Origin of the sequence: Bradyrhizobium sp. SZCCHNS1022 (genome assembly GCF_032484835.1) — a bacterium.
Taxonomy (GTDB): domain Bacteria; phylum Pseudomonadota; class Alphaproteobacteria; order Rhizobiales; family Xanthobacteraceae; genus Bradyrhizobium.
The window spans coordinates 140,020-161,888 of sequence record NZ_JAUETT010000008.1; the positions used below are offsets into that span (position 1 = coordinate 140,020).

Annotated in this window: 22 protein-coding genes; 13 read left to right on the forward strand and 9 right to left on the reverse strand. The window is 65.7% G+C overall.

Going from position 1 to position 21,869, the window contains the following annotated elements; translation table 11 throughout:
* Positions 1–45: 45 nt before the first annotated feature.
* The 5 genes from QX071_RS32935 to QX071_RS32955 form a co-directional block, all read right to left on the reverse strand.
* Complete coding sequence (locus QX071_RS32935; protein WP_315706636.1) at positions 46–885, reverse strand: ChbG/HpnK family deacetylase; 840 nt, start codon at positions 883–885, stop codon at positions 46–48.
* The gene (locus tag QX071_RS32940; protein ID WP_315706637.1) at positions 882–1,925 is read right to left on the reverse strand and encodes a glycosyltransferase family 2 protein; all 1,044 of its coding nucleotides are present in this window, start codon (positions 1,923–1,925) and stop codon (positions 882–884) included. The genes QX071_RS32935 and QX071_RS32940 overlap by 4 nt, the downstream gene beginning before the upstream one ends.
* A 79-nt stretch (positions 1,926–2,004) precedes the next feature.
* Positions 2,005–2,982, reverse strand: a complete 978-nt coding sequence (gene hisG / locus QX071_RS32945) for an ATP phosphoribosyltransferase (protein ID WP_315706638.1) — start codon at positions 2,980–2,982, stop codon at positions 2,005–2,007.
* The gene (locus QX071_RS32950; RefSeq protein WP_315706639.1) at positions 2,979–4,139 is read right to left on the reverse strand and encodes an ATP phosphoribosyltransferase regulatory subunit; all 1,161 of its coding nucleotides are present in this window, start codon (positions 4,137–4,139) and stop codon (positions 2,979–2,981) included. The genes hisG and QX071_RS32950 overlap by 4 nt, the downstream gene beginning before the upstream one ends.
* A gap of 118 nt (positions 4,140–4,257) precedes the next feature.
* On the reverse strand, positions 4,258–5,013 hold the full coding sequence (locus tag QX071_RS32955) for a 16S rRNA (uracil(1498)-N(3))-methyltransferase (protein WP_315706640.1): 756 nt from the start codon (positions 5,011–5,013) through the stop codon (positions 4,258–4,260).
* A 104-nt stretch (positions 5,014–5,117) separates the two neighbouring features.
* Here QX071_RS32955 and QX071_RS32960 point away from each other — a divergent pair, with 104 nt between their 5' ends.
* The 4 genes from QX071_RS32960 to ubiA all read left to right on the forward strand — a co-directional run bounded on the left by QX071_RS32960 (position 5,118) and on the right by ubiA (position 8,266).
* Positions 5,118–5,714 (forward strand): hypothetical protein, encoded by a 597-nt coding sequence (locus tag QX071_RS32960; RefSeq protein WP_315706641.1) that lies wholly within the window; start codon positions 5,118–5,120, stop codon positions 5,712–5,714.
* 395 nt (positions 5,715–6,109) lie between these two features.
* Positions 6,110–6,484: a hypothetical protein gene (locus QX071_RS32965; protein WP_315706642.1), complete on the forward strand. Its 375-nt coding sequence runs from the start codon at positions 6,110–6,112 to the stop codon at positions 6,482–6,484.
* Between the two features lie 208 nt (positions 6,485–6,692).
* Positions 6,693–7,334 carry a hypothetical protein gene (locus tag QX071_RS32970; protein ID WP_409977593.1) on the forward strand — a complete coding sequence of 214 codons (642 nt, stop codon included), beginning with the start codon at positions 6,693–6,695 and terminating at the stop codon, positions 7,332–7,334.
* Positions 7,331–8,266, forward strand: a complete 936-nt coding sequence (gene ubiA / locus QX071_RS32975) for a 4-hydroxybenzoate octaprenyltransferase (RefSeq protein WP_315706643.1) — start codon at positions 7,331–7,333, stop codon at positions 8,264–8,266. Before QX071_RS32970 ends, ubiA begins: the two co-directional genes overlap by 4 nt.
* A gap of 1 nt (position 8,267) precedes the next feature.
* Here ubiA and QX071_RS32980 read toward each other — a convergent pair whose 3' ends face one another.
* Positions 8,268–8,789 carry a DUF6101 family protein gene (locus QX071_RS32980; RefSeq protein WP_315706644.1) on the reverse strand — a complete coding sequence of 174 codons (522 nt, stop codon included), beginning with the start codon at positions 8,787–8,789 and terminating at the stop codon, positions 8,268–8,270.
* Between the two features lie 282 nt (positions 8,790–9,071).
* On the opposite strand from QX071_RS32980, the gene QX071_RS32985 reads away from it, so the two are divergent.
* From QX071_RS32985 to lpxK, 6 genes are all read left to right on the forward strand, one after another.
* The gene (locus QX071_RS32985; RefSeq protein ID WP_315706645.1) at positions 9,072–10,466 is read left to right on the forward strand and encodes a TldD/PmbA family protein; all 1,395 of its coding nucleotides are present in this window, start codon (positions 9,072–9,074) and stop codon (positions 10,464–10,466) included.
* Positions 10,453–11,271: a 3'(2'),5'-bisphosphate nucleotidase CysQ gene (locus tag QX071_RS32990; RefSeq protein ID WP_409977588.1), complete on the forward strand. Its 819-nt coding sequence runs from the start codon at positions 10,453–10,455 to the stop codon at positions 11,269–11,271. The genes QX071_RS32985 and QX071_RS32990 overlap by 14 nt, the downstream gene beginning before the upstream one ends.
* Positions 11,272–11,383: 112 nt before the next feature.
* Positions 11,384–11,632: a DUF4170 domain-containing protein gene (locus QX071_RS32995; RefSeq protein ID WP_315706646.1), complete on the forward strand. Its 249-nt coding sequence runs from the start codon at positions 11,384–11,386 to the stop codon at positions 11,630–11,632.
* Positions 11,629–12,357: a lysophospholipid acyltransferase family protein gene (locus QX071_RS33000; RefSeq protein ID WP_315706647.1), complete on the forward strand. Its 729-nt coding sequence runs from the start codon at positions 11,629–11,631 to the stop codon at positions 12,355–12,357. Before QX071_RS32995 ends, QX071_RS33000 begins: the two co-directional genes overlap by 4 nt.
* Positions 12,350–13,654, forward strand: coding sequence for a 3-deoxy-D-manno-octulosonic acid transferase (locus QX071_RS33005; protein WP_315706648.1), 1,305 nt, complete (start codon positions 12,350–12,352; stop codon positions 13,652–13,654). Before QX071_RS33000 ends, QX071_RS33005 begins: the two co-directional genes overlap by 8 nt.
* Positions 13,647–14,675 carry a tetraacyldisaccharide 4'-kinase gene (gene lpxK / locus QX071_RS33010; protein WP_315706649.1) on the forward strand — a complete coding sequence of 343 codons (1,029 nt, stop codon included), beginning with the start codon at positions 13,647–13,649 and terminating at the stop codon, positions 14,673–14,675. The genes QX071_RS33005 and lpxK overlap by 8 nt, the downstream gene beginning before the upstream one ends.
* A 59-nt stretch (positions 14,676–14,734) precedes the next feature.
* Here the strand turns inward: lpxK and QX071_RS33015 are convergent, their stop codons facing one another.
* Positions 14,735–14,962 carry a DUF2093 domain-containing protein gene (locus tag QX071_RS33015; protein WP_315706650.1) on the reverse strand — a complete coding sequence of 76 codons (228 nt, stop codon included), beginning with the start codon at positions 14,960–14,962 and terminating at the stop codon, positions 14,735–14,737.
* A gap of 177 nt (positions 14,963–15,139) precedes the next feature.
* Here QX071_RS33015 and QX071_RS33020 point away from each other — a divergent pair, with 177 nt between their 5' ends.
* On the forward strand, positions 15,140–15,970 hold the full coding sequence (locus QX071_RS33020; RefSeq protein ID WP_315706651.1) for a dienelactone hydrolase family protein: 831 nt from the start codon (positions 15,140–15,142) through the stop codon (positions 15,968–15,970).
* A gap of 150 nt (positions 15,971–16,120) precedes the next feature.
* On the opposite strand, the gene xseA is transcribed toward QX071_RS33020, so the two are convergent.
* Entirely contained in the window at positions 16,121–17,734 is a 1,614-nt protein-coding gene (xseA, locus tag QX071_RS33025) for an exodeoxyribonuclease VII large subunit (protein WP_315706652.1), read from the reverse strand.
* 170 nt (positions 17,735–17,904) lie between these two features.
* Between xseA and purD the strand changes: the two genes are divergently transcribed.
* Positions 17,905–19,188, forward strand: a complete 1,284-nt coding sequence (purD, locus tag QX071_RS33030) for a phosphoribosylamine--glycine ligase (RefSeq protein WP_315706653.1) — start codon at positions 17,905–17,907, stop codon at positions 19,186–19,188.
* Positions 19,189–19,201: 13 nt separating this feature from the next.
* Here the strand turns inward: purD and tadA are convergent, their stop codons facing one another.
* Positions 19,202–19,648, reverse strand: coding sequence for a tRNA adenosine(34) deaminase TadA (gene tadA, locus QX071_RS33035; RefSeq protein WP_315706654.1), 447 nt, complete (start codon positions 19,646–19,648; stop codon positions 19,202–19,204).
* A 133-nt stretch (positions 19,649–19,781) separates the two neighbouring features.
* Between tadA and QX071_RS33040 the strand changes: the two genes are divergently transcribed.
* On the forward strand, positions 19,782–21,866 hold the full coding sequence (locus QX071_RS33040) for a pseudouridine synthase (protein WP_315706655.1): 2,085 nt from the start codon (positions 19,782–19,784) through the stop codon (positions 21,864–21,866).
* Positions 21,867–21,869 lie beyond the last annotated feature (3 nt).

Sequence of the window (21,869 nt, forward strand, 5' to 3'; positions counted from 1 at the left end):
ATTTCTGTATGCGTCAAAGTGACCGCCGCGTTCACGGCAGCGTCGTCAATCCAGCCGCACGCCGTGTTCGGCAAGCAGGTCGGGAAATTGTTCGCCGGCGAGATAGCTGTGCTCATGCTCGCGCTGCACGGTCAGCGGGTCGAGCTCGATCAGGACGTCATCGACGAAGCCGGGATGGCACATCACGAGACCGTGTTCGGGCAAGCCGGCGAGAAAGCCACCCATCAGCGCGCCGAAGTCGGAATCGCGGGTGAAGTCGTAGGCCCCCGCGAAGGCGGGATTGAAGGTGATGTCGGCACGCGCCGCGCGCTGCCGGAATCGGGCGCTGAGCATGTCGAGCACGAGCGCCTTCGGTGATCGCAAACTCTGCGACAGCGGCGCATTGCGGCCGCCCTGCCGCACCCAGGCCGACGGCGCCGCATGCTTGACCGCCGCCAGGAAGCCTTCGCTGACTCGCGGATAGAGCTGCGCGTGCTGATGGCCGTCGACGAAGTCCGGCGCCTGTCCGAACAGTTCGCCGAACGCAGTCAGTTGCGCCATCACTTCGGCGCGGATGATCTCAGGATCGATGCGACGCATGAGCGCGGTGCGGAGCAGCTTCGGAAACGGCGGAAACAGCCCGCCGTGGAGCGGACGAAAATGCATCGTCAGCGGACGAAACGGCGCGGTCAGGGTCACGTGCAGGCCGATCGCGCAGCGCGCGCTGTCAGCCGCGACCTTGCGCAGTTCGGCGACCTCGTCGCGGCCGATGGCCGGGCCGACCGTCATCACCGACGTCGCATTCAGCCGGCCGCGCCCGATCAGGTCGCGAATGGCGCGGTTCACGCCCGGGCTGATGCCGTAATCATCGGCGCACAGCCAGATGCGCCGGTGTGCCTCGCTCATTCAGCCGCAGTCCTTTCGGGCCGGCCGGCGGCTGCATCCGCCGCGCGCTTCTCGTTGTGCTCGGCGACGAAGTAGATCGGGCGTGCCTTCAACTCCGATAGGATCTTGCCGATATATTCGCCCATGATGCCGATCATGATCAGCTGGACGCCGCCGATCGTCATCAGTCCGACCACGAGGGACGGATAGCCCGGCACGGACTTGCCCGTCGTCAAGGTCTCCCACAGGATCGACAGACCGAACAGGAAGGCCGCCGTCGCCAGCAGCAGCCCGAGCAGGCTGGCAAATCGCAGCGGCGCCACCGAGAACGAGGTCAGGCCCTCGATCGACAGCCCGAGCAGCCGCATCAGGTTGAACGTGGTGACGCCGTGCGCGCGCGGCGCCGGTTCATAATCGACCCGGATCTGGCGGAAGCCGATCCAGCTCGCAAGCCCCTTGAAGAAACGGTTGCGCTCGGGAAGCTGCCGCAAGGCGGCCACCGCGCGCGGCGACAACAGGCGGAAATCGCCGGCGTCCTCCGGGATCTTCTGCCGCGCGCCCCAATTGATCAGCGCGTAGAAGCCGTGCACGGCGACCCGGCGCAGCAAAGGCTCGTTGTCGCGGTGGGCTTTGGCGGTATAGACGACATCGTAGCCGTCATTGATCCAGTGCGCGACGAGTTGCTCGACCAGTGCCGGCGGGTGTTGTCCGTCGCCATCCATGAACATCACGGCGCCGCGCCGGGCATGATCGAGCCCCGCCATCAGCGCGGCTTCCTTGCCGAAATTGCGCGACAGCGAAATCACCTGCACGTCGAACGCGTCGGCGGAGAGGTTGCGCGCGACCGCGAGCGTATTGTCGGTGCTGCCGTCGTCGATATAGACCACTTCGCACGGCAGCCCGAAGCGCTGCCGGAGCGTGCGCGCCAAGCCGTTGAGACGCTCATGCAGCGCGACCAGTCCGGCCGCTTCGTTGTAGACAGGGATCACGATCGACAGCCCCTGCGCCGCGGCATCGGCCTTGGTCGTCGAAAGATCCGAAACGTCAGTACCCAGCATCATCGGTCAGGTTCCCAGGCCCCCGGGTCATAGCCTCAACATATGGTAGGCGCGACGACCTGTCGCTACGATGAACGGCGACTTATGACCGCAGGAAGGCTTCGAGTTTCGCGAACAGGGGATTTTCGCGGTCCAGCACATAGTCGAGCGCAGCGACCGACACGGTCTCTGCGCCATGGCTGCGCAGGAAGGTGCCGAGCGCGTAGATCTGCCCGGGCGGGCAATGAAGGGTCAGCATCCCTGACGAGGTCGGGCCGCCGAACGGGGCGACCACGCCGAAGCGGTTGTGGGCCTCGGTGAGCATGGCGGCGTCACAGCCTTTGAAGCGGGTGCGCACCTCGCGGTATTTGCTGGCGCGCGCGCGGGCGTGGATGTGGTCGAGGATCACCCGGGCGCTCTCGCGCGGCCCCTCCGACCAATCGGCCTCGCGCGAGGCGACCAGGTTGGCCTGGCTGCGCAGGATCACCCCGTCGTCGAGGACCTTCAGCCCGTTGGCGGCGAGGGTGGCGCCCGTGGTGGTGATGTCCACGATCAGCTCGGCCGTTCCGACGGCCGGCGCGCCTTCAGTGGCGCCTGCACTTTCGACGATGCGGTAATCCACCACGCCATGGGCGGCGAAGAAGCTGCGGGTGAGGTTGATATATTTGGTCGCGACCCGCATGCGCCGGTCGTGCTGGGCGCGAAAGCCGGTGGTGACGTCGTCAAGGTCGGCCATGGTGCGAACGTCGATCCAGGCCTGCGGCACGGCGACGACGACATTGGCGCTGCCGAAGCCGAGCGTGTCGATCAGCAGCACGCGTCTGTCGGCATCCACGATGCTCTCGCGGAGCAGGTCCTCGCCGGTGACGCCGAGATGGACGGCGCCGCGCGCGAGCTGTGAGGCGATCTCGCTGGCCGAAAGGTAGGCGATCTCGACATTGTCCAGGCCGGCGATCGTGCCGCGATAGTCGCGGGCGCCGCCGGGCTTGGACAAGGTCAGGCCGGCCCGAGCGAAGAACGCTTCGGCGTTTTCCTGCAGGCGTCCCTTGGACGGGACGGCGACGACAAGGGGACCGCTCATGATACTCTCCCGCGCGAGGCGGCACGCGAAGCATTCGCTTGCGTCAGCGTTTCGACCCAGATCGAGAAGCCGACCGCGGGAATCGGCGTCGGCGCGCCGAGCTGGCTCAGCAGCCCATCATAGCGCCCGCCGGCGACCAGCGGCTCGGGGCCGCCCCCCTTGCGATGCAGCTCGAATTCGAAACCCGTGTAGTAGTCCAGGCCCCGTCCGAATGCAGTGGCAAAGCGGATCGTTTTCACGTCGATGCCGCGCTTGGCCATGAAGCCGACCCGCGCTTCGAGCTGATCGATGGCGGCGCCGACGTCGAGCTTGGCCTCGCCGGCCAAGCTCCGCAAGGTCGCGATGGCTTCGTCCGGAGCGCCGCTGATGGCAAGAAATCGCTTGATCAGATTGAGGGCGTCGCGGGGCAGGGCGCCGCCCTTCAAGGTCGATTGTTCGAGGAAGCGGTCGGCAATCTCGGCCACGGTGCGGCCGCCGACGGCGGTGGCTCCCGCGATCGACATCATGTCCGTCACCAGCGCCAGCGCCGCCTTGCGGTCGCTGCCGGCAAGCGCGGCCAGCACGCCCTCATATTCGTTACGGACCGTCGACGAGGCGAGGGCGAGCCGTTCCAGATCCTGTTCCAGCGTGATCTTGCGATTAAAATCCTTGATCAGCCGGCGGCGCCAGACGGGGTAAAGATCGAGCGCGTCAATCAGCGCGATGAACAACGCAACATCGCCGGTCCGGATCTCAACGTCTTTGATCCCGACGGCTGTGACGGCTTCGAGTGCGAGCGCCAGCATCTCGGCATCCGCCTCGGCACGGTCGTGGCGGCCGAAGGATTCGACGCCCGCCTGCAGGAATTCGCTGCGGCGACCGTCGCGGTAGCGGAACACCGGTCCGAGGTAGCTGAAACCGGCCGATTGGCCGGACTGCGGCGAGCTGAGATAATCGCGGGCGACGGGGATGGTCAGGTCGGGACGCAGGCACAGTTCCTCGCCGCTTGCGTCGGTGGTGAGGTACAGGCTCTTGCGAATATCCTCGCCCGAAAGGTCCAGGAACGGCTCGGCGGGCTGCAGGATGGCCGGCTCGGCCCTGACATAGCCGGCCTGGGCAAGGGATTGCAGCAGCGTGTCCGCCCAGGCGGCGGTTCCGGGAGTGGCGGATCCGGTCATCGTCTTCAAGGTTCCAAAACTCGGGTAGCGCCCGGCCGGGCGCGCGGCCCCCTTAGCATGCCACATCCGCGGTTTCGACAGGGAACGGGTCGCTCCGGCCGGACTCTTCGCGGCGGTCTTAACGGATGTCGCCCTGCCAATCGCCAAGGACCGCTTGAATCAGGGCGAGCGCAGCGACGCCAGCGGTATCTGCCCGCAAGATGCGCGGTCCCAGCGCAAGCCGGGCCAGTCGCGGCTGCCGGAGCAGCAAGGCCCGTTCCTCGTCGGCGAAGCCGCCTTCCGGTCCGATCAGTAAATCGATGCCGGTGGCCGGTGCGCCGGCGGCGTGGAGAGCCTGAAGCGGGCTCGCGACCTCAGCGGCCTCGTCACAGAACACCAGCAGCCGTTCGGGCGGACGCTGGGCAAGGAAGCGCGCGAGCGGCACCGGGTCGGCCACCTCGGCGAGACTGAGAATGCCGCATTGTTCGGCGGCCTCGACCACATTGGCCCGCATGCGCTCGCTATTGACCCGCGAGACCTGGGTAAAGCGCGTGATGACCGGCTGCAGTCGGCTGGCGCCCATTTCCACCGCCTTCTGCACCATGTAATCGAGGCGGGCGTGCTTCAGCGGCGCAAAGACATAGGCCACGTCGGGCAGGTGGTCCTGTGGCCGCATCTGCTCCTGGATGGTCAGTTGCTCGGCACGCTTGCGGCCGGCAATCGCCGCGCGCCATTCGCCGTCGCGTCCGTTGAACACCAGGACGGCATCGCCTGCGGACAGCCGCAGGACATTGCCGAGATAGTTGCTCTGGTCGCGTTCCAGCGTGATCACCTGGCCGGTGCTCAAGGACGCATCGATGAACAGGCGCGGAGCGGAGAAATCGTAGTTCGGCATGCGGTTGTTCGGGCTGGCTGGAACGAGGTAAGATGATCTCGGACGCACACTTGTAGCGCGAATAGCGCGCGTTGCGGAAATCTCGATCGGGCTCGGAGCGCGCCTTGACCCTTCGCTTGCTGATTCTGCTGCTCATCTCTGTGGGAATCATCCGATGCCAACAGGCCCTGGCCCAAGACACTTTTCCTGCGCCTCTGCCGAATCAGGCCCAGACGAGCGATCCGACGTTCTCCCCGAGCAAAGATGCCGGCAACGGCTCCATCGGTTTTCTCGATAGCCCTTTTTCCGGCAGCAGCGCGCCAGCTGCCGCCCCGAGCGACGACTGCACGGTGGAGTTGGTTTCTCTGCGAGGGGAAGCCGAGCAGCGCAGCAGGCTGATCAAGGCGGCGAGCGATCGCCACGCGCCGCCCGACGAAGCCTGCCGGTTGATCGGAAGCTTCGAGCAGGCGGAAGCCAAGATGGTCAAATATGTCGAGACCCACGCACACGCTTGCGGAATTTCCGTTCAGGTCTCCGATCAGCTCAAGAGCGGTCACGAGAACACGAAGCGGCTACTGCAGAAGGTCTGCGCGCTGGCGGAGCAAGTGACGCAACAACCGGCGGGAAAGGCGGGCCCAGACATGCTGGGTCCGGCGCCGACGGCCCCGACTCGCGTTTGGCCTCCCAATGGGCCGACCGGGGATTTCGAAAGCATAAAATAAGACCTCAACGGCGCGGCGACGCGATTTCCGCGCAGATGCATGCGGGCCATGAGCCGGCAATCATGGGCCGGCAATGCGGAACCAAGCCGCGCCGCGCTCCTGACAGATTTCTCAAGCTCTATTCCTCGCCAAAATCGATTGTGACCCGCAGGCCTTCTTCCGAGGGCGTCCGGGAGCGCATGATGCCCGGGCGGAGGACCGAGTTGATGATCAGACGTTCGTTGAAACCGCTGGTGGCCCTCGCTGCGCTAGCGCTGGCTGGCCAGGCTTCGGCGCAAGGGTCATCACCAGGGACTGCCCAGACCGGCAATCCGTCGCCTCCGGCCGTGGCACCGTCGCGCCCGCTCGCCGGCGGTTTCAAGCCGCCCGAAAGCTGCCTCAAGGAGTTCACGCCCTTGCGCGACGAAACGCTGCTCCGCGGCAGGCTGATGAGAGCGGCGGGCGAGCGGCATGCGCCAAATGCGGAAGCTTGCCGGCTGGTGCATGACTACGAATTGGCCCAGAGCAAAATGATCGATTTTGCTGTGGCACATGCCGAGACCTGCGGGATTCCGGCCAAGATCACCAATCAGCTCCGGGTGGGCCATGAGAGCACCGTGGCGCTGATGAAGAAGGTCTGCACGCTGACACAGCGGGCGCCTGTAGAGCCCGGTGACCGTGCTTCGTTGATCGAGCCCGTCCGTTTTGGGATGGTGGTACAGTCCATGGTGACCAAGGACAATGCTGAACCCTCGAACCTGGCGGCGGCGATTCGCCTGCCTGAACTCTGATCGCAGTTCACACGGGTCGGTTTGGGTCCGAAACGGTCCTTTTGGCCGGTGGACTGCGCCTCTGCGCCGCGTTGCTCACGAATTCGGCGGTTGTTTACAAGTGAGAGGAATCGTAAAAGCCCCTGAATCCGATCGCGCTTTGATCCGGAAGCTTGAAGGACAGCTTGGTCTTGCCGGAGAACCAGCCTTGATCATTCGCAGCCTGATTATGCCGCTCGCCGTCGCCGCTGTGCCCCTGTTTGCGGGGCAGGCGGTCGCGCAGAGCGCGTTTCCTGCGCCGCTGCCGGGCCAGACGCAGACCAGCAGTTCACCTTTTCCCCCTGTCAACGGCAATTCCGGCGCCAGCGCCGCCGCGCCGGCGAGCCCGTTCCCGAGCGCCGGTACCGCTCCCTTTGGGGGAGGCGGCGGCTTCTCGTCGCCAATGGCTCGTCCGCAGGGCGGTCCGTCAGACACCTGCATGAAGGATTTTCTTCCGCTGCGCGAGGAAGCGGAACGGCGCGGAAAGCTGATCAAGGCGGCGAGTGACCGCCACGCCTCTCCCGAGGAGGCTTGCAAGCTGATCGGCAATTTCGGTGCTGCCGAACTGAAGATGATCAAATATGTCGATGCGCATGCCGCGGGCTGCGGTATTCCGTCCCAGATCGCCGATCAACTGAAGGCTGGCCATAAGAACACCGAGGCGCTGCAGAAGAAGGTCTGCAACGTCGCCCAGCAGATGCAGCAGCGCGGGCCGGCCGGTCCCACCTTGAGCGACGTGCTGGGGTCTTCGGCCTCGCTGCCCGAAGCCAACACGGCCAAGAAGGGCGGATCGGCGTTCGATACCTTGACCGGCAACGTTCTGACGCGATGAGCGACGCGGCCGTACGCGTTGCTGACGCGACCGGCAATTGGGTCGATACGGCGGCGCCGCCATGGGCGCGGCCCTATCTTAGAGTCGCGCGCTACGATCGGCCGATCGGTTCATGGCTGCTGTTGATGCCGTGCTGGTGGTCGGCCGCACTGGCCTCAGGCATTGCACACGATCTTATCCGGTTGCCGCTCTGGATCGCGCTGTTCTTCATCGGCGCTTTCGTGATGCGCGGGGCGGGCTGCACCTGGAACGACATCACCGATCGCGACCTCGATGCCAAGGTGGAACGCACGCGGTCCCGGCCGATTCCGGCCGGCCAGATCAGTGTCAAGCAGGCGCTGGTGTTTCTGGTCGCGCAGGCGCTGATCGGACTGATCGTGCTGCTGCAGTTCAACCGGTTCGCGATTGTGACCGGGATCGCCTCGCTGCTGATTGTTGCGATTTATCCGTTCATGAAACGCATCACCTGGTGGCCACAGACCGTGCTCGGGCTCGCCTTCTCCTGGGGCGCGCTGATGGGATTTGCCGTCGCTTTCGCGCGGCTCGATGCAACGGCGTTTCTGCTTTATGCCGGCTCGATCTTCTGGGTGATCGGCTATGACACGATCTATGCGCATCAGGACATCGAGGACGACGCGCTGATCGGCATCAAGTCGACGGCTCGGCTGTTCGGCGCGCGCACGTATCGCGCCCTGGCGATCCTCTACACACTTGCCGTCGTGCTGATTGGCGCGTCGCTGCTGTCGGCCGGCTCTCACGTCGCGGCTTGGGTCGGTCTTGCCGCCTTTGCGGTGCAACTCGGCTCGCAGATCCGTCGGCTCGACATCTCCGACACAGCGCTGTGCAAGCGGGTATTCTATTCGAACCGTGACGCCGGGCTGTTCCTGTTCGCCGGCCTCGTGGCCGATGCGGTGCTGCGGTCGCTGGTGTAACTCAATCCCGGGCGATGATCTCGCGCTCACCGCGATGGATCGTCGCGCCGTTCAGCAGGTCACCGACGCGGCGGCGCATCAGGAAACGCGGGCGGCGCGAACGGATCGCATTACGGCGGCGGCGGCGCGGGGCCGCTTCCTTTGTGGTGTCCTGCAGTTGGGGCAGCGCGAAGATTTCGCTCCACATCGTCCAGGCGGCTTCGATCTCGTCGTCATCGGCACTGATGCAAAGCGGCACGCTGAGCGAGGGGTCGCGGTGCACCAGCACCAGCATGTGCACGCTATCGGCCTCGCGCAATGCGATGCCGCGGAAGTCGCTGACCCGAACATTCACCGCCATCCGCATGCCGCGCACGGCGCGACGCAGCACGACGCGCTCGCGATGAAGTTCGACCTGCCGTACGCCGCCATCGGCACGGATATCGTGCGTGGAAAACGAGACGGGCAGGGAAGGAGGGTCGAGCCGCAGGCTGCGGCCCGACCCAGCGGAATTGCTTCCGCCTGTTGCTGTTTGACGCCTCACGGCTTGATCTCCCCGCCAGGATTATGTTCCCGGTCGATGCGTGTGACCTTGCCACGGCTCCCGCCCGTTTCTGCTTAAAAAGCCTGGTTAATCAGACGTGACGAGGCATGCTCTTGCTGGCATGATTGACAAGAGCTTGGCTTGCATGATTGACGAAGCCTTGCCGAGTTGCCGACAATCCGACGCGTAATCGGCCTCATCAGCTTGAAGTCGGCGGCCGTCGCGCACATTTGTCTCAATAGAGCCGTCTCGGCGCCACCCGTACCCATTGGGATCCTGTTCGTGACCTCTTCACCGTCAGCTACTTCGCCCACGAAAGCCGCCCAGAGCGATCTGCTCGATCAATCTGCGCTCAGTGCATTGGCTGAACGCCTCGTCGAGGCGGCGCGCAAGGCTGGCGCGGATGCGGCCGATGCGATCGCGGTGCGCGGCGTTTCGCAAGGAGTCGAGGTGCGCGATGGCCGCGTCGAGGAGTCGGAACGTTCGGAAGGCGATGACGTCGGCCTGCGTGTGATCGTGGGCCAGCGCCAGGCGGTGGTCTCGACCAACGATGTCAGCGGCGACGGCGTGGCCCGGCTTGCCGAACGCGCAGTCGCGATGGCGCGCGTCGCGCCCGACGACAAATATGTCGGTCTCGCCGATCCGGCGCTGCTGTCGCGCGATTTCCCCGACCTCGATCTGCTTGATCCGGATATCCCGTCGACCGCGGAACTGGAGCGCCGGGCGCAGGAGGCCGAAGCTGCGGCACTCGCGGTGAAAGGCGTGACAAGGTCAGGCGGCGCCTCGGCCGCGGCAGGCATTGGCGGCATGGTGCTGGTGACCAGCGCCGGCTTCCGTGGCGCCTATCTGCGCTCCAGCCAGAGCATCTCGACCACCGCGATCTCCGGCGAGGGGACCGGCATGGAGCGGGATTATGACTACACGTCCGCACCGCACGGTGCTGATCTGCTGCCGCCTGGGACGGTCGGGCGCAATGCCGGGGAGCGCGCGGTCGCGCGTGCCAATCCGCGCAAGGTCGAGACCTGCCAGGTGCCGGTCGTGTTCGATCCGCGCGCCTCGGGCTCGCTGGTCGGCCATCTCGTCGGGGCCATCAATGGCGCCTCGATCGCGCGCAAGACCAGCTTTCTGAAGGACAAGCTTGGCGCGCAATTGTTCGCCAAGGGCATCCGCATCATCGACGATCCTTTGCGCAAGCGCGGGCTTCGTTCGCAGCCCTTCGATGCCGAGGGCGTCAGGGTCAAGACCACGGCGCTTGTCGATGACGGCGTACTGACGACATGGCTGCTCGATTCCGGGACCGCGCGCGAGCTTGGCCTGGTCACCACCGGTCACGCGCATCGGGGCGTTTCCTCCTCCCCATCCCCGGGGCCCTACAATCTGCATCTGGAAGCCGGCAGCGTCAGCCCGGCCGAACTGATGTCCGACATCAAGCAGGGCTTCTACATCACCGATCTGATCGGCTCGGGCGTCAACGGCGTGACCGGCGACTACAGCCGCGGCGCCTCCGGCTTCTGGATCGAGAATGGCAAGGCGACCTATGCTGTCAGCGAGGTGACGATCGCCGGCCATCTGTTCGAGATATTCAAGTCGATGGTGCCCGCCAACGATCTGGAATTCCGCTACGGCGTCAATGCGCCGACGGTGCGCGTCGAAGGATTGACGCTTGGCGGCCGCTGATCTCGAACCTTCCGACGCACAAAGCTTGCTGCGCGATGCCGAGCTCCTGAAGCACGCGGTGCGAGACGCTGGCCGGCTCGCGCTGTCGCTGTTCGGAACGGATTTGCGGAGGTGGACCAAGGGGGCCTCGTCGCCGGTTTCGGAAGCCGATATTGCGGTCAACGACCTCCTGGAAAGCCGGCTGCGCGCGGCGACCCCCGAATATGCCTGGCTTTCGGAGGAGAGTGTCGACGACGAGGCGCGCCTCGGCAAACGGCGGGTCTGGATCGTCGATCCCATCGATGGCACGCGCTCTTATCTCGGTGGCCGCGACGATTGGTGTGTCAGCGTAGCCCTGGTCGAGGATTCGGCGCCGATCCTGGCGGCGGTGTTCGTTCCCGTGACCGACGAGTTCTTCTTCGCTGCGCGCGGGCAGGGCACCATCCGCAATGGCGAGCTTGTCAGCGCCTCCGCAGGCAGCGTGCTCGACGTCTCGCGCATGGCGGGTCCGAAACCGCTGGTTGAAAAGCTTGTGTCCGGAACAGCCCGGATTGAACCTCATCCGCGAATCGGCTCGTTAGCACTGCGGCTGTGCCGTGTCGCGCATGGCGCACTCGATGCTGCTTTTGCAGGCGGACAAAGCCGCGATTGGGATCTTGCGGCGGCGCATTTGATCGTGCAGGAAGCGAATGGTAAAATGACCGCATTGTCCGGCGATCCGATCCTCTATAATCGTCGGGATGTGGCGCACGGGGTGCTGGTAGCAGCAGGACGCGATCGACATGCTGAAATCGTCACGCATTTTCGAGAAGCGTCCAAGCCTTGAGCCTTCGATCTGCGCCGTTCAAGTCGCCGCCTGTTAGTGCGGTGGATTTGACATTCGTCGCACTATGAATGTCAGCGCCGGGACACCAGGCGCGGAATTAGGAACTGCCATTATGCCAGATAGCGCCCCTCAGCAGCTGCTTCACCTCGTTCTTGGTGGCGAGCTCGTCAGCCTCGAGACGAACGAATTCAAGAATCTCGATAAGGTTGATATCGTCGGGGTGTTCCCGAATTACGCGACCGCCTATGCGGCGTGGAGAGCCAAGGCACAACAGACCGTCGACAACGCGCACATGCGCTACTTCATCGTGCATCTGCACCGCCTGCTCGACCCGGGTCACGACGCAAAGCCCGCGACTTGAAGCAACTCATTCGTAATACGCTGCGCAGCAACTGGTTTCAGCGTGCTGTGGGCTTCCTCGCGGCCGAGTATCTTCGCCTGGTGTGGCTGACCAACCGCTTCACCTATGAGCCGCCGGACGTCTACGACATCGTCGAACCGCAGATGCCGGCGATCTTCGCGTTCTGGCACGGCCAGCACTTCATGACGCCGTTTATCAAGACCAAGGCGAGCTACCGCGCCAAGGTCCTGATCTCGCGGCATCGGGACGGCGAATTCAACGCGATCGCCGTCGAGCGGCTCGGCGTCGGCACGATCAGGGGCTCGGGCGACCATGGCGCGGCCTTCCACCGCAAAGGCGGGGTCGGAGCCTTCAAGGAGATGGTGCGCGCGCTCGATGAGAACTATAACGTTGCACTGACTGCCGACGTGCCGAAGCGCGCACGGGCGGCGGGCCTCGGCATCATCATGCTGGCGCGGGAATCGGGACGACCGATCATGCCGTTTGCGATGGTCACCAGCCGTTTCATCCGGCTGAAGAATTGGGACAGCACCACCATCAATTTGCCATTCGGTCGCGGCGCATTGGTGGGGATCAAGGAAATCAGCGTGCCCCCTGACGCAGATGCCGCGACCATGGAACAGCTTCGCCTGGACCTCGAGGCGACGCTGAACGAATGCACGCGCCGCGCCTACGAGATCATCGGCCGACCTCAAGATTGTCCTCAGGGAGCATCCGGTGCCTAACACGCTGCCGATGGCATTGCGCGTCTACCGCGGATTGTCCTCGGCGGCGGCACCGTTCGCGCCCGCCGTGATCAGGCAGCGCCTGAAACGTGGCAAGGAAGATCCGGCCCGCACCGAGGAACGGCGCGGGCTCAGCCATGATCTGCGGCCGCAGGGGCCGCTGGTTTGGATTCATGGCGCCAGCGTGGGCGAGGTGCTGGCAGCGGCGGCCTTGATCGAGCGGCTGCGGGCGCTGAATTTGCGCATTCTCATTACGTCGGGCACGGTGACCTCCGCTGCGATCGTGGCCAAGCGCTTTCCGCCCGATGTCATTCACCAATACGTCCCCTACGATTCGCCACGCTTCGTGGAACGGTTCCTCGACCATTGGCGACCCTCGCTTGCGCTGTTCATCGAATCCGATCTGTGGCCCAATCTGATTCTGGCCGGGGCGGCGCGGCGGCTCTCCATGGTGTTGATCAACGGCCGCATGTCGCCGCGGTCGTTTCCGCGCTGGCGCCGGATGTCGGGCACGATTTCGGCGCTGCTCGGCCGGTTCGATGTTTGCCTCGCACAATCGAAAGCCGACGCGGAGCGTTTCATCGCGCTTGGCGGCCGCAATGTGGTGACGACAGGTAATCTCAAGCTCGACGTGCCGGCGCCCCCGGCTGATCCGGCCAAGTTCGAGCGGCTGATGGCGACGATGCGGGGGCGTCCGATGATCGTGGCTGCCTCCACCCATCCAGGCGAGGACGAGATCCTGATCGCCACGCACAAGACGCTGTCCGGGTTCTTTCCCGGGCTGCTCACCGTGATCGTGCCGCGGCACCCCCATCGTGGCGTCGCCATCGCGCATTTGGTTGCCGCATCCGGCGTGCAGGTCGGCTTGCGCTCCCGCGAGGAGCTGCCGCACGCCGCGACCGGCATCTACGTCGCGGATACGATGGGCGAACTTGGCCTGTTCTATCGGTTGGCGCCGATCGTGTTCATGGGCGGGTCGCTGGTTGCTCATGGTGGCCAGAACCCGATCGAGGCCGTGAAGCTGGGGGCTGCGATCGTACACGGACCGCATGTCTTCAACTTCAGCGACGTCTACGAGGCGCTGGATGCCGCCGGCGGTGCACGGCTCGCCGATGGACAGGAAGCCCTGGTGCGGCAGCTCGGCCAGCTGTTGGCGGATCAGGAGGCGCGGCAGGCGCTGGCGTCGGCGGGAGGGCGCGTCGTCGAGCAGCTCGGCGGTGCGCTGGAGCGCACGCTCGCGGCGCTGGAGCCGTATCTGTTGCAGGTCCAACTCGAGATGGGAGCCGCCAGTGCGTGAGCCGGCCTTCTGGCACCGGCCATCCTCCTGGCAATCCCACCTGCTTTCCCCGCTGTCGGCCCTCTATGGCGCCGTGGCCGCGCATCGGCTGCAGCGCGCAGGTCTCGATGCCGGCATCCCGGTGATCTGTGTCGGCAACTATCATGTCGGGGGCGCCGGTAAGACGCCGACCGTATTGGCGCTGACGAATATCCTGCGCGATCTCGGCGAGCGGCCGGTGGTGCTGAGCCGAGGCTATGGCGGCCGGCTGCAGGGTCCTGTGATGGTCGATCCGGCGAGGCACAGCGCGGCGGAGGTCGGCGACGAACCGCTGATGATGGCGGCCCATGTGCCGGTGGCGGTGGCGCGTAACCGGATCGACGGTGTCGCCCTGGCGAAGTCACAAGGTGCGAGCCTGATCCTGATGGATGACGGTTTCCAGAATCCGGCCATTTCCAAGGACGTCGCGCTGATCGTGATCGACAGCGAGCGCGGGCTCGGCAATGCGAAGGTGTTTCCCGCAGGACCCTTGCGCGCGCCGCTGCCGCCGCAGCTTGCTGCTACGGATGCGCTGATCGTGATCGGACGGGGCCACGCCGCCGATACGGTGTCTGCGGCCATCGCGTCGGCCGGCAAACCCGTGCTGGCGGCAAGCTTGCAACCCGATGCGGAAATTGTGACCGCCTTGAAGGGCCAGCAAGTGCTCGCCTTCGCCGGCATCGGCGATCCGGCGCGCTTTATCCGCACCCTGCGTGCAGCCGGCATCGACGTGCAACGCGAGCGGGCCTTTGCGGATCACCACCCCTTCGCCGCCGATGAAATCACCGCTCTGATCGCGGAGGCGGAAAAAGACGGGCTAACCCTGGTCACCACGGAGAAGGACCTGGCCCGGCTGCGCCGAGGCGGGGCGTTGCCGCCGGCCGCGCGGGCGATCGCTGCCTTCCCGGTGACACTCCAGTTTGATGATGTCGCGAGATTGCGAGACTTTCTGAGTGCTCGCCTCTTCTCATCGCGTCAGAAACGATTCCAGGACGCAGGCTGAGTTGCACCTCGGCAGCCACTGTTCCAGCTTTGGCTTGGTCCAGCTCGGCTGACAGCTGCTCAGCCTTGCGCCTTCAATGCGCCGGGAAAATGCCGCTGCAGCACGGCACTGGGCACCGCATAGGCCTCCTGCAGGTCGACACTCCAATATTTGAGCTCGTCCAGCGGAATCCGCACGTCGGTAATGGCGCAGCGTACATAGCTCCCCGGCGAGATCACGCGGAAATCGCCGTCGAGATACTGCACCTGGGCTTCGCCCTGGCTCGAAGGGCCAAACTTGTTGAGCACGTCCACTGTCTCCAATACCGCTTGCGTCTCAAGCAGGTAAAACCGATTGTTCATTGATATCTAGCATAGATAAGCCGTCCTGTCGCTTCCGCAAACCCACCGATTTGTGATGCTTCTGGCCAAAACCCCGTGCTAGCTAGGGGACGGTCCGCCGCAGATCCCGCGTCTCACCAATCGATGCGCTCCCTCGCACTCTCAGTCGTCCTGCTGCTCTGTGCTGCCCTTTCGGCGGCAAATGCCGGGTCGTCAGCTCCGCCTGGTGAAGTCGAGATCCCCTCCGGCAGCGTGGTTCTGCACGCGCAGCTGTACAAACCCCCCGGGGCCGGGCCGTTTCCGATCGTGATCGCGCTGCATGGCTGCGGCGGTCTGTCCGGCCGCTCCGAGTCGGTGTTGCCGCGCTATCGCGATTGGGCCGAAGAGCTGGTCAAGGACGGCAAGGCCGTGCTGCTGCCCGACAGCTATGGCTCGCGCGGACTGGGGCCGCAATGCCGGGTCAAGGAGCGCCACATCACCGGTCGCCGCGACCGCGTCGCGGACATCATCGCCGCACGAAAGTGGCTGGCGCAGCAGGCCTGGGCCATGCCCGACCGCGTCAGCTTGCTCGGATGGGGCAGCGGTGCCAGCGCGATGTTGTGGGCGGTGCGCCCGCAACTGCCCGATCATGTCGAGCCGGACTTTCGATCGGCGATCGCGTTTTATCCCGATTGCCGCGCCTCGTCCGGCCTTGGCTGGAGCGCACGTGTGCCGACCTTGATCCTGATCGGGGGCAAGGATGACGTTTACTCCCCGCCGGCCTGCCGGCAGATGATCGAGGGGGCGCGGGGCCGCAGCGCTCTGACGCGGATCGTGATCTATCCGGGCGCCTATCACGATTTCGACCGCGTCAATCTGCCCGTGCATGCGCTGGCTGGTACCGATGCCGGGACACCCGAGCGCGGCCATGTCGGGTCGGATCCGGAAGCACGCGCCAACGCGCAGAAGCTTGTCGCCGAGTGGCTCGCGCGCTGAGCTGCTGGATCATCATCCGGCGAGACGGAATCGGATTCCGATCTCATCGCTTTGCCTGAGCGTGATCTCTGCGTAAGCGCGCTCGACCTTTGTCGTGAGGGAGCACTGGTTGCCGTTTCTCCGGATCATGCTCCGAAACCGGATCATGGTCTAAAACAGGCTTCCTTGGCCGGCCGGTTTCGACACGCGCTTCGATGCTGGCCGCGCTTCGCGTGTGGTCCTTTGATGATCCTCGGGCCTGACCGTGGTCGGCCGATCGCCATCGGCCGTCGCCCCGACACGCCCGTCGGCGAACTCGATCGAGAGTGCGGCACCGGGGTTGATGCTCGCGGCATTGTGCAGCGGATGGCCGGCGCCGTCCCGCACCAGCGCGAAGCCCCTCGCCAGCACGCTGCGATAGGATAGCGCCGCCAGCAGCTTCTCATTCTGCTCGATGCGGGCCGAAAGCCGCTGCAACGACGTCGAAAGCGCGCGTCGCGCGCGCTCTGCGAGACGCTGGGTGCGTTCGCGGTCGCGCCCGATTCTTTGGCGCTGCGCTTGCGCGTTGGCGAACTTGGAGGCCTTCAGACGCGCGGAAAGTCCGTCACAGCGCTCGCGCCGGCGGTGTAACAAAGCACGGGCCGACAGCGACAGCCGTTCGGCGGCGACCACGAGACGATGGTCGGCTTGGCCGATCTGCGCATGCAGCACCCGCAAGGTCAGCCTGGCGCTCGCCGCGGCAAACTGGCGGAAATGCACGTGGGTGTTGGTCTTCAGTGCGCGAGGCAGGCGGCCGGCCGCAGCGTCCAACCGCTGGCGCGGGATCGCCAGCAGGTCGCCTGCATTCGGCAGAGCGCGCGCGGCGGCGCGCAGCTCGTTGCGGCGGTTCTCCTGGCCTCTGAGCCAGCACATCCGGGTGCGTCGCGCGAGACTCTCGATCTCCTGGATCAGATCGCTGCGTACCGGCACCGCCATCTCGGCGGCGGCGGTCGGCGTCGGAGCGCGCTTGTCGGACGCAAAATCGATCAGTGTGACGTCCGTCTCATGACCCACCGCCGAGATCAGTGGGATCATGCTCTCGGCCGCGGCGCGGACCACGATCTCTTCATTGAAGGACCAGAGGTCCTCCAGCGAGCCGCCGCCGCGGGCGACGATCAGCACGTCCGGGCGAGGGATGCGGCCGTGTTCCGGCAGCGCATTGAAGCCGCGGATGGCGGCTGCGACCTGCTCGGCCGAGCCGTCGCCCTGCACCTTCACCGGCCACACCAAGACCCGACGCGGAAAGCGGTCCTCCAGCCGGTGCAGGATATCGCGGATCACTGCGCCGGTAGGCGAGGTGACCACGCCGATCACCTCCGGGAGCCAGGGCAGGGGTCGTTTGCGTGCCGGATCGAACAGGCCTTCGGCAGCAAGCTTCTTCTTCCGCTCCTCCATCAGCGCCATCAACGCGCCGATGCCGGCGGGCTCCAGCGCCTCGATCACGATCTGGTATTTCGACGAGTTCGGATACGTGGTGAGCTTGCCGGTGGCGATGACCTCGAGCCCTTCCTGGGGCTTGAAGCGCATCCGGTAGTGGGTGCCCTTCCAGATCACCGCCTCGATCTTGGCGTTCTCGTCCTTGAGCGAAAAATAGCAGTGGCCCGAGGAATGGGGACCGCGGAAGCCGGTGATCTCGCCGCGCACCCGGACGTGACCAAACCGGTCCTCGACCGTGCGCTTCAGCGCCGAGGAGAGCTCGGAAACGGTAAATTCGGGCGCGTTGGGCAGGGCTTCTGCGGGCGGCATCGCAACTGATTCGGGTTTGGGGCAGCCCCAACGTAGGGATTTTGGGCCGGCGTCGCCAATCATATTCTGCCGCGTGCCGCCCGTCGGCGCTGTGGAAATGGGGGGCTCTTGCGAGATCCTGCCGATTCGTGCTTCGCACTGGCGCTTCCACCACAGCGACGGCGCGACACATGCATATTCTCCTGATCGGTTCCGGCGGCCGCGAACACGCCCTGGCCTGGAAGATCGCCGCCTCTCCCCTGGTGACCAGATTGTGGTGTGCGCCCGGCAATGCGGGAATCGCGAAGGAGGCAGAATGCGTCGCGCTCGATGTCAGCGACCACGCGGCCGTGATCGCCTTCTGCCGGGCGAACGACGTGGCGCTGGTCGTGGTCGGGCCGGAGACGCCGCTGGCCGCCGGCATCGTCGACGACCTCACCGCTGCCGGGATCAAGGCGTTCGGGCCGAGCAGATCGGCTGCGCAACTCGAGGGATCGAAGGGGTTCACGAAAGATCTGTGCCGTGAGTTCGACATTCCAACCGGCGCCTATCGCCGCTTCGCCAACGCCGCCGACGCGCTGGCCTATGTGCGGGCGCAGGGCGCGCCGATCGTGGTCAAGGCAGATGGCCTCGCCGCCGGCAAGGGCGTCGTGGTGGCGAAGACGTTGCCGGAGGCTGAAGCGGCCATCGAGATGATGTTCGGCGGCGGATTCGGCAGTGCCGGCGCCGAGGTCGTGATCGAAGAGTTCCTTTCAGGACGAGAGGTTTCGTTCTTCGCGCTCTGTGATGGGGAGACCGCGATCCCGCTGGCCTCGGCGCAAGACCATAAGCGCGTGTTCGACCATGACGAGGGACCGAATACGGGCGGCATGGGCGCCTATTCGCCGACGCCGTTCGTCACGCCAGACATCCACGACCAGATCATGGATCGCATCATTCTGCCGACGATAGCGGGCATGAAGGCGCGTGGCACGCCGTTCAAGGGCATCCTCTATGCCGGGCTGATGCTGACCGAGCAGGGGCCGAAGCTGTTCGAATACAACGTTCGTTTCGGCGATCCCGAATGCCAGGTCTTGATGCTCAGACTGATGTCGGACCTGGTGCCGGCCATGCTCGCCGCCTACGACGGGCAGTTGAAGAATTTCGACCTGCGCTGGTTCCGGGAGCCTGCAGTGACGGTGGTGATGGCGGCGAAGGGTTATCCCGGCGACTACAAGAAGGGCAGCGTCATCGAGGGACTTGACGAGGCGGCCAGGATCGAAGGTGTCGAGATCTTCCATGCCGGCACGGTGGCGAAGGATGCCACGATCGTGGCCAATGGCGGCCGTGTGCTCAATGTCTGCGCTTCCGGCAAGACGGTCACCGAAGCGCAGGCCCGCGCCTATCAGGCCGTGGATCGCATCAAATGGGCCGATGGCTTTTGCCGCCGCGACATCGCTTGGCAAGCCATCGAGCAGGAGAAGGCGAGAGAGTGAAGGCAGGGCATCCTTACCGCCTCGCCTTGAAGAATTCCCGCAGCAGCGTCGCCGCCTCCTGCTCGCCGACGGTGGAATAGACCTCCGGCGCATGATGGCAGGTGGGCGACGCAAAGAAGCGGACGCCCGATTCCACCGCGCCGCCCTTGGGATCGGCGGCGCCGTAATAGAGCCTGCGGATGCGGGCGAAGGAGATCGCGCCGGCGCACATGGTGCAGGGCTCGAGCGTGACGTAGAGATCGCAATCGACCAGCCGCTCGCTGCCGATCACCTGGGCCGCTTGGCGCAACGCCAGCATCTCGGCATGGGCGGTCGGATCGCGGTCGGTAAGGGTCCGGTTGGCGGCCGTGGCAATGACAGCGTTGTTCCGTACCACCACGCAGCCGATCGGGACTTCGCCGGCCTTTGCGGCCGATTCGGCCGCTTCCAGCGCCAAATCCATGAAAGAAGGCGTGTTCATGGCTCGTATTGCCTGGATAAGTCTGCTACTGGGTTGGCCTTCAGCACAAGTGAACCCCGGTTTTTTGCGTGACATGCGCCGCTGAGAGCGCGTGTATCACTCTTTCCGTCCTGTACCTCGAAGTGAGACCTTCATGCCCCGCGACACCGATAAAGACAACGACTCCCGCGGCCGGCGTGATCGGCCTCAGCGGGCTCGGTCTGATGGCGGCAAGGGCCGTTCCGGCGCGGCTCGCGGACCGGAGAAGAAGTTCGCCAAGCGCGGCGCTGGCGGCGGCAAGGATTTCGCCGCCAAGCGCGACGGCGGTAAGCGCACCGCCGGAGAGGGGCGACCGCCGCGCCGTCGCGAGGACGCCGATGCGCCGCGCCGTCCCTATGGCGACAAGCCACGCTTCAACCGCGATGAACGTCCGCGGGGCGACCGGCCGTTCGCCGATCGTCGCTCGCGCGGCGAGGACGGCGAGAAGCGCGCCTTCAAGCCGCGCGGAGACCGGCCGAAATTCGACCGCGACGATCGTGGAGGCGATAAGCGTCCTTACACGCCGCGCGCCAATCGCGATGAGGGCCGCCCCGCAGCCCGATCGTCCGAGCGGAAATTTGGCGAGCGAAAGCCTTACGCCTCGCGAGACCGCGACGGAGACAAACGCCCCTACGCGCCGCGCGGTGACCGCAACGATCGCCCCCGCGGAGAGCGAAGCTTTGGCGACCGTCCACCCCGCAGCGGCGATCGGCCGGAGCGGAAATTCGGTGGGGACAAGAAGTTCTCGCGCGGTGCGGACGGCGATCGCAAGAGCTCCTGGACGGACCGCAAAGGCGATCGCGGTCCGCGCAGCAATTTTGGTGACCGTCCATCCCGTGGCGACAGCAAGCCTTGGCAGAAACGCGGGCCCGATGCGGATCGTCCGGAGCGCAGCGCACGTCCGCCTCGGGAGGGCGCGCGCAATTTCGACCGGCCGCGATCCGAGCGCACGGGCGAGGACCGTCCGAAGTTCGGCCGTCCGCGTTTCGAACGTGCGGGCGACGAGCGGCCGAGTCGCGGCCGCAGCGACTGGCAGGAGCATCCGCGCAGCGAGGGCCGTGGCGGTGACCGTTTCGCCGAGCGGCCGCGCCGTGAGAATGAGGATGATAGTCAGGTGTTCGCCAAGCGTCCGGCCTTTGGCGGTCGCGGACCCTATCGCGAACGCAAGCCTGACACGGACAAGCGCAGTGCACGCACGGCTGTTGAGCCGGCGACGTCCAAGAAGACCGGCGAGAGGATCGCCAAGGTGGTGGCCCGGGCAGGTCTTGCCTCGCGCCGCGACGCCGAGGAGATGATCACGCAGGGCCGCGTCGCCGTGAACGGGCGGGTGATCAACTCGCCAGCGCTCGACGTCACCGCGAATGATGTAATCACCGTCGACGGTGCGCCACTGCCGGAGCGCGAGCGCACGCGACTGTTCCTCTATCACAAGCCGCGCGGGCTGATGACGACGCACAGCGACCCCGAAGGGCGGCCGACGGTGTTCGACAATCTGCCGGAGGGGTTGCCGCGGCTGATCTCGATCGGCCGGCTCGACTTCAACACCGAGGGCCTGTTGCTGTTGACCAATGACGGCGGCCTGGCGCGTGTGCTGGAGCTGCCGGAAACGGGCTGGATGCGCCGCTATCGCGTCCGCGCCCATGGTGAGGTCACGCAGGCGCAGCTCGATCAGCTCGCCGCAGGCGTCGAGGTCGACGGCGTCAAATACGGGCCCATCGAGGCCACGCTCGAGCGCGACCAGGGCGCCAATGTCTGGCTGGTGGTGGCGATCCGTGAAGGCAAGAACCGCGAGGTGCGCAACGTGTTGTCGCATCTCGGGCTGGAGGTGAACCGGCTGATCCGCGTCTCGTACGGACCGTTCCAGCTCGGCGAGCTCGGCGAGGGCGAGGTGCAGGAGATCAAGTCGCGGGTGCTGCGCGAGCAGCTCGGCGAGAAGGTGATTGCGCAGGCCGGTGCCGATTTCGGAGTGGCGGCGGAGAGCAAATCGGGAAGCGGAGAACGTGAACCGCTGCCGTCGCCGAAGCCGAAAGCCAAGCGGGAAGTGGTGGCCGATCGCAAGGGCCGCCGCGTGCTGGTGCAGCGGACCGGCAGCGAGGAGGCGCGTGCCCGCCACGAGGCCGAGGCGCGTTTCCCCGGCCCGCCGCGGCGGCCGAAGCGCGGCTATCACGGCAAGCGCGATCTCGCGCCGCGGGACGAATAGGAC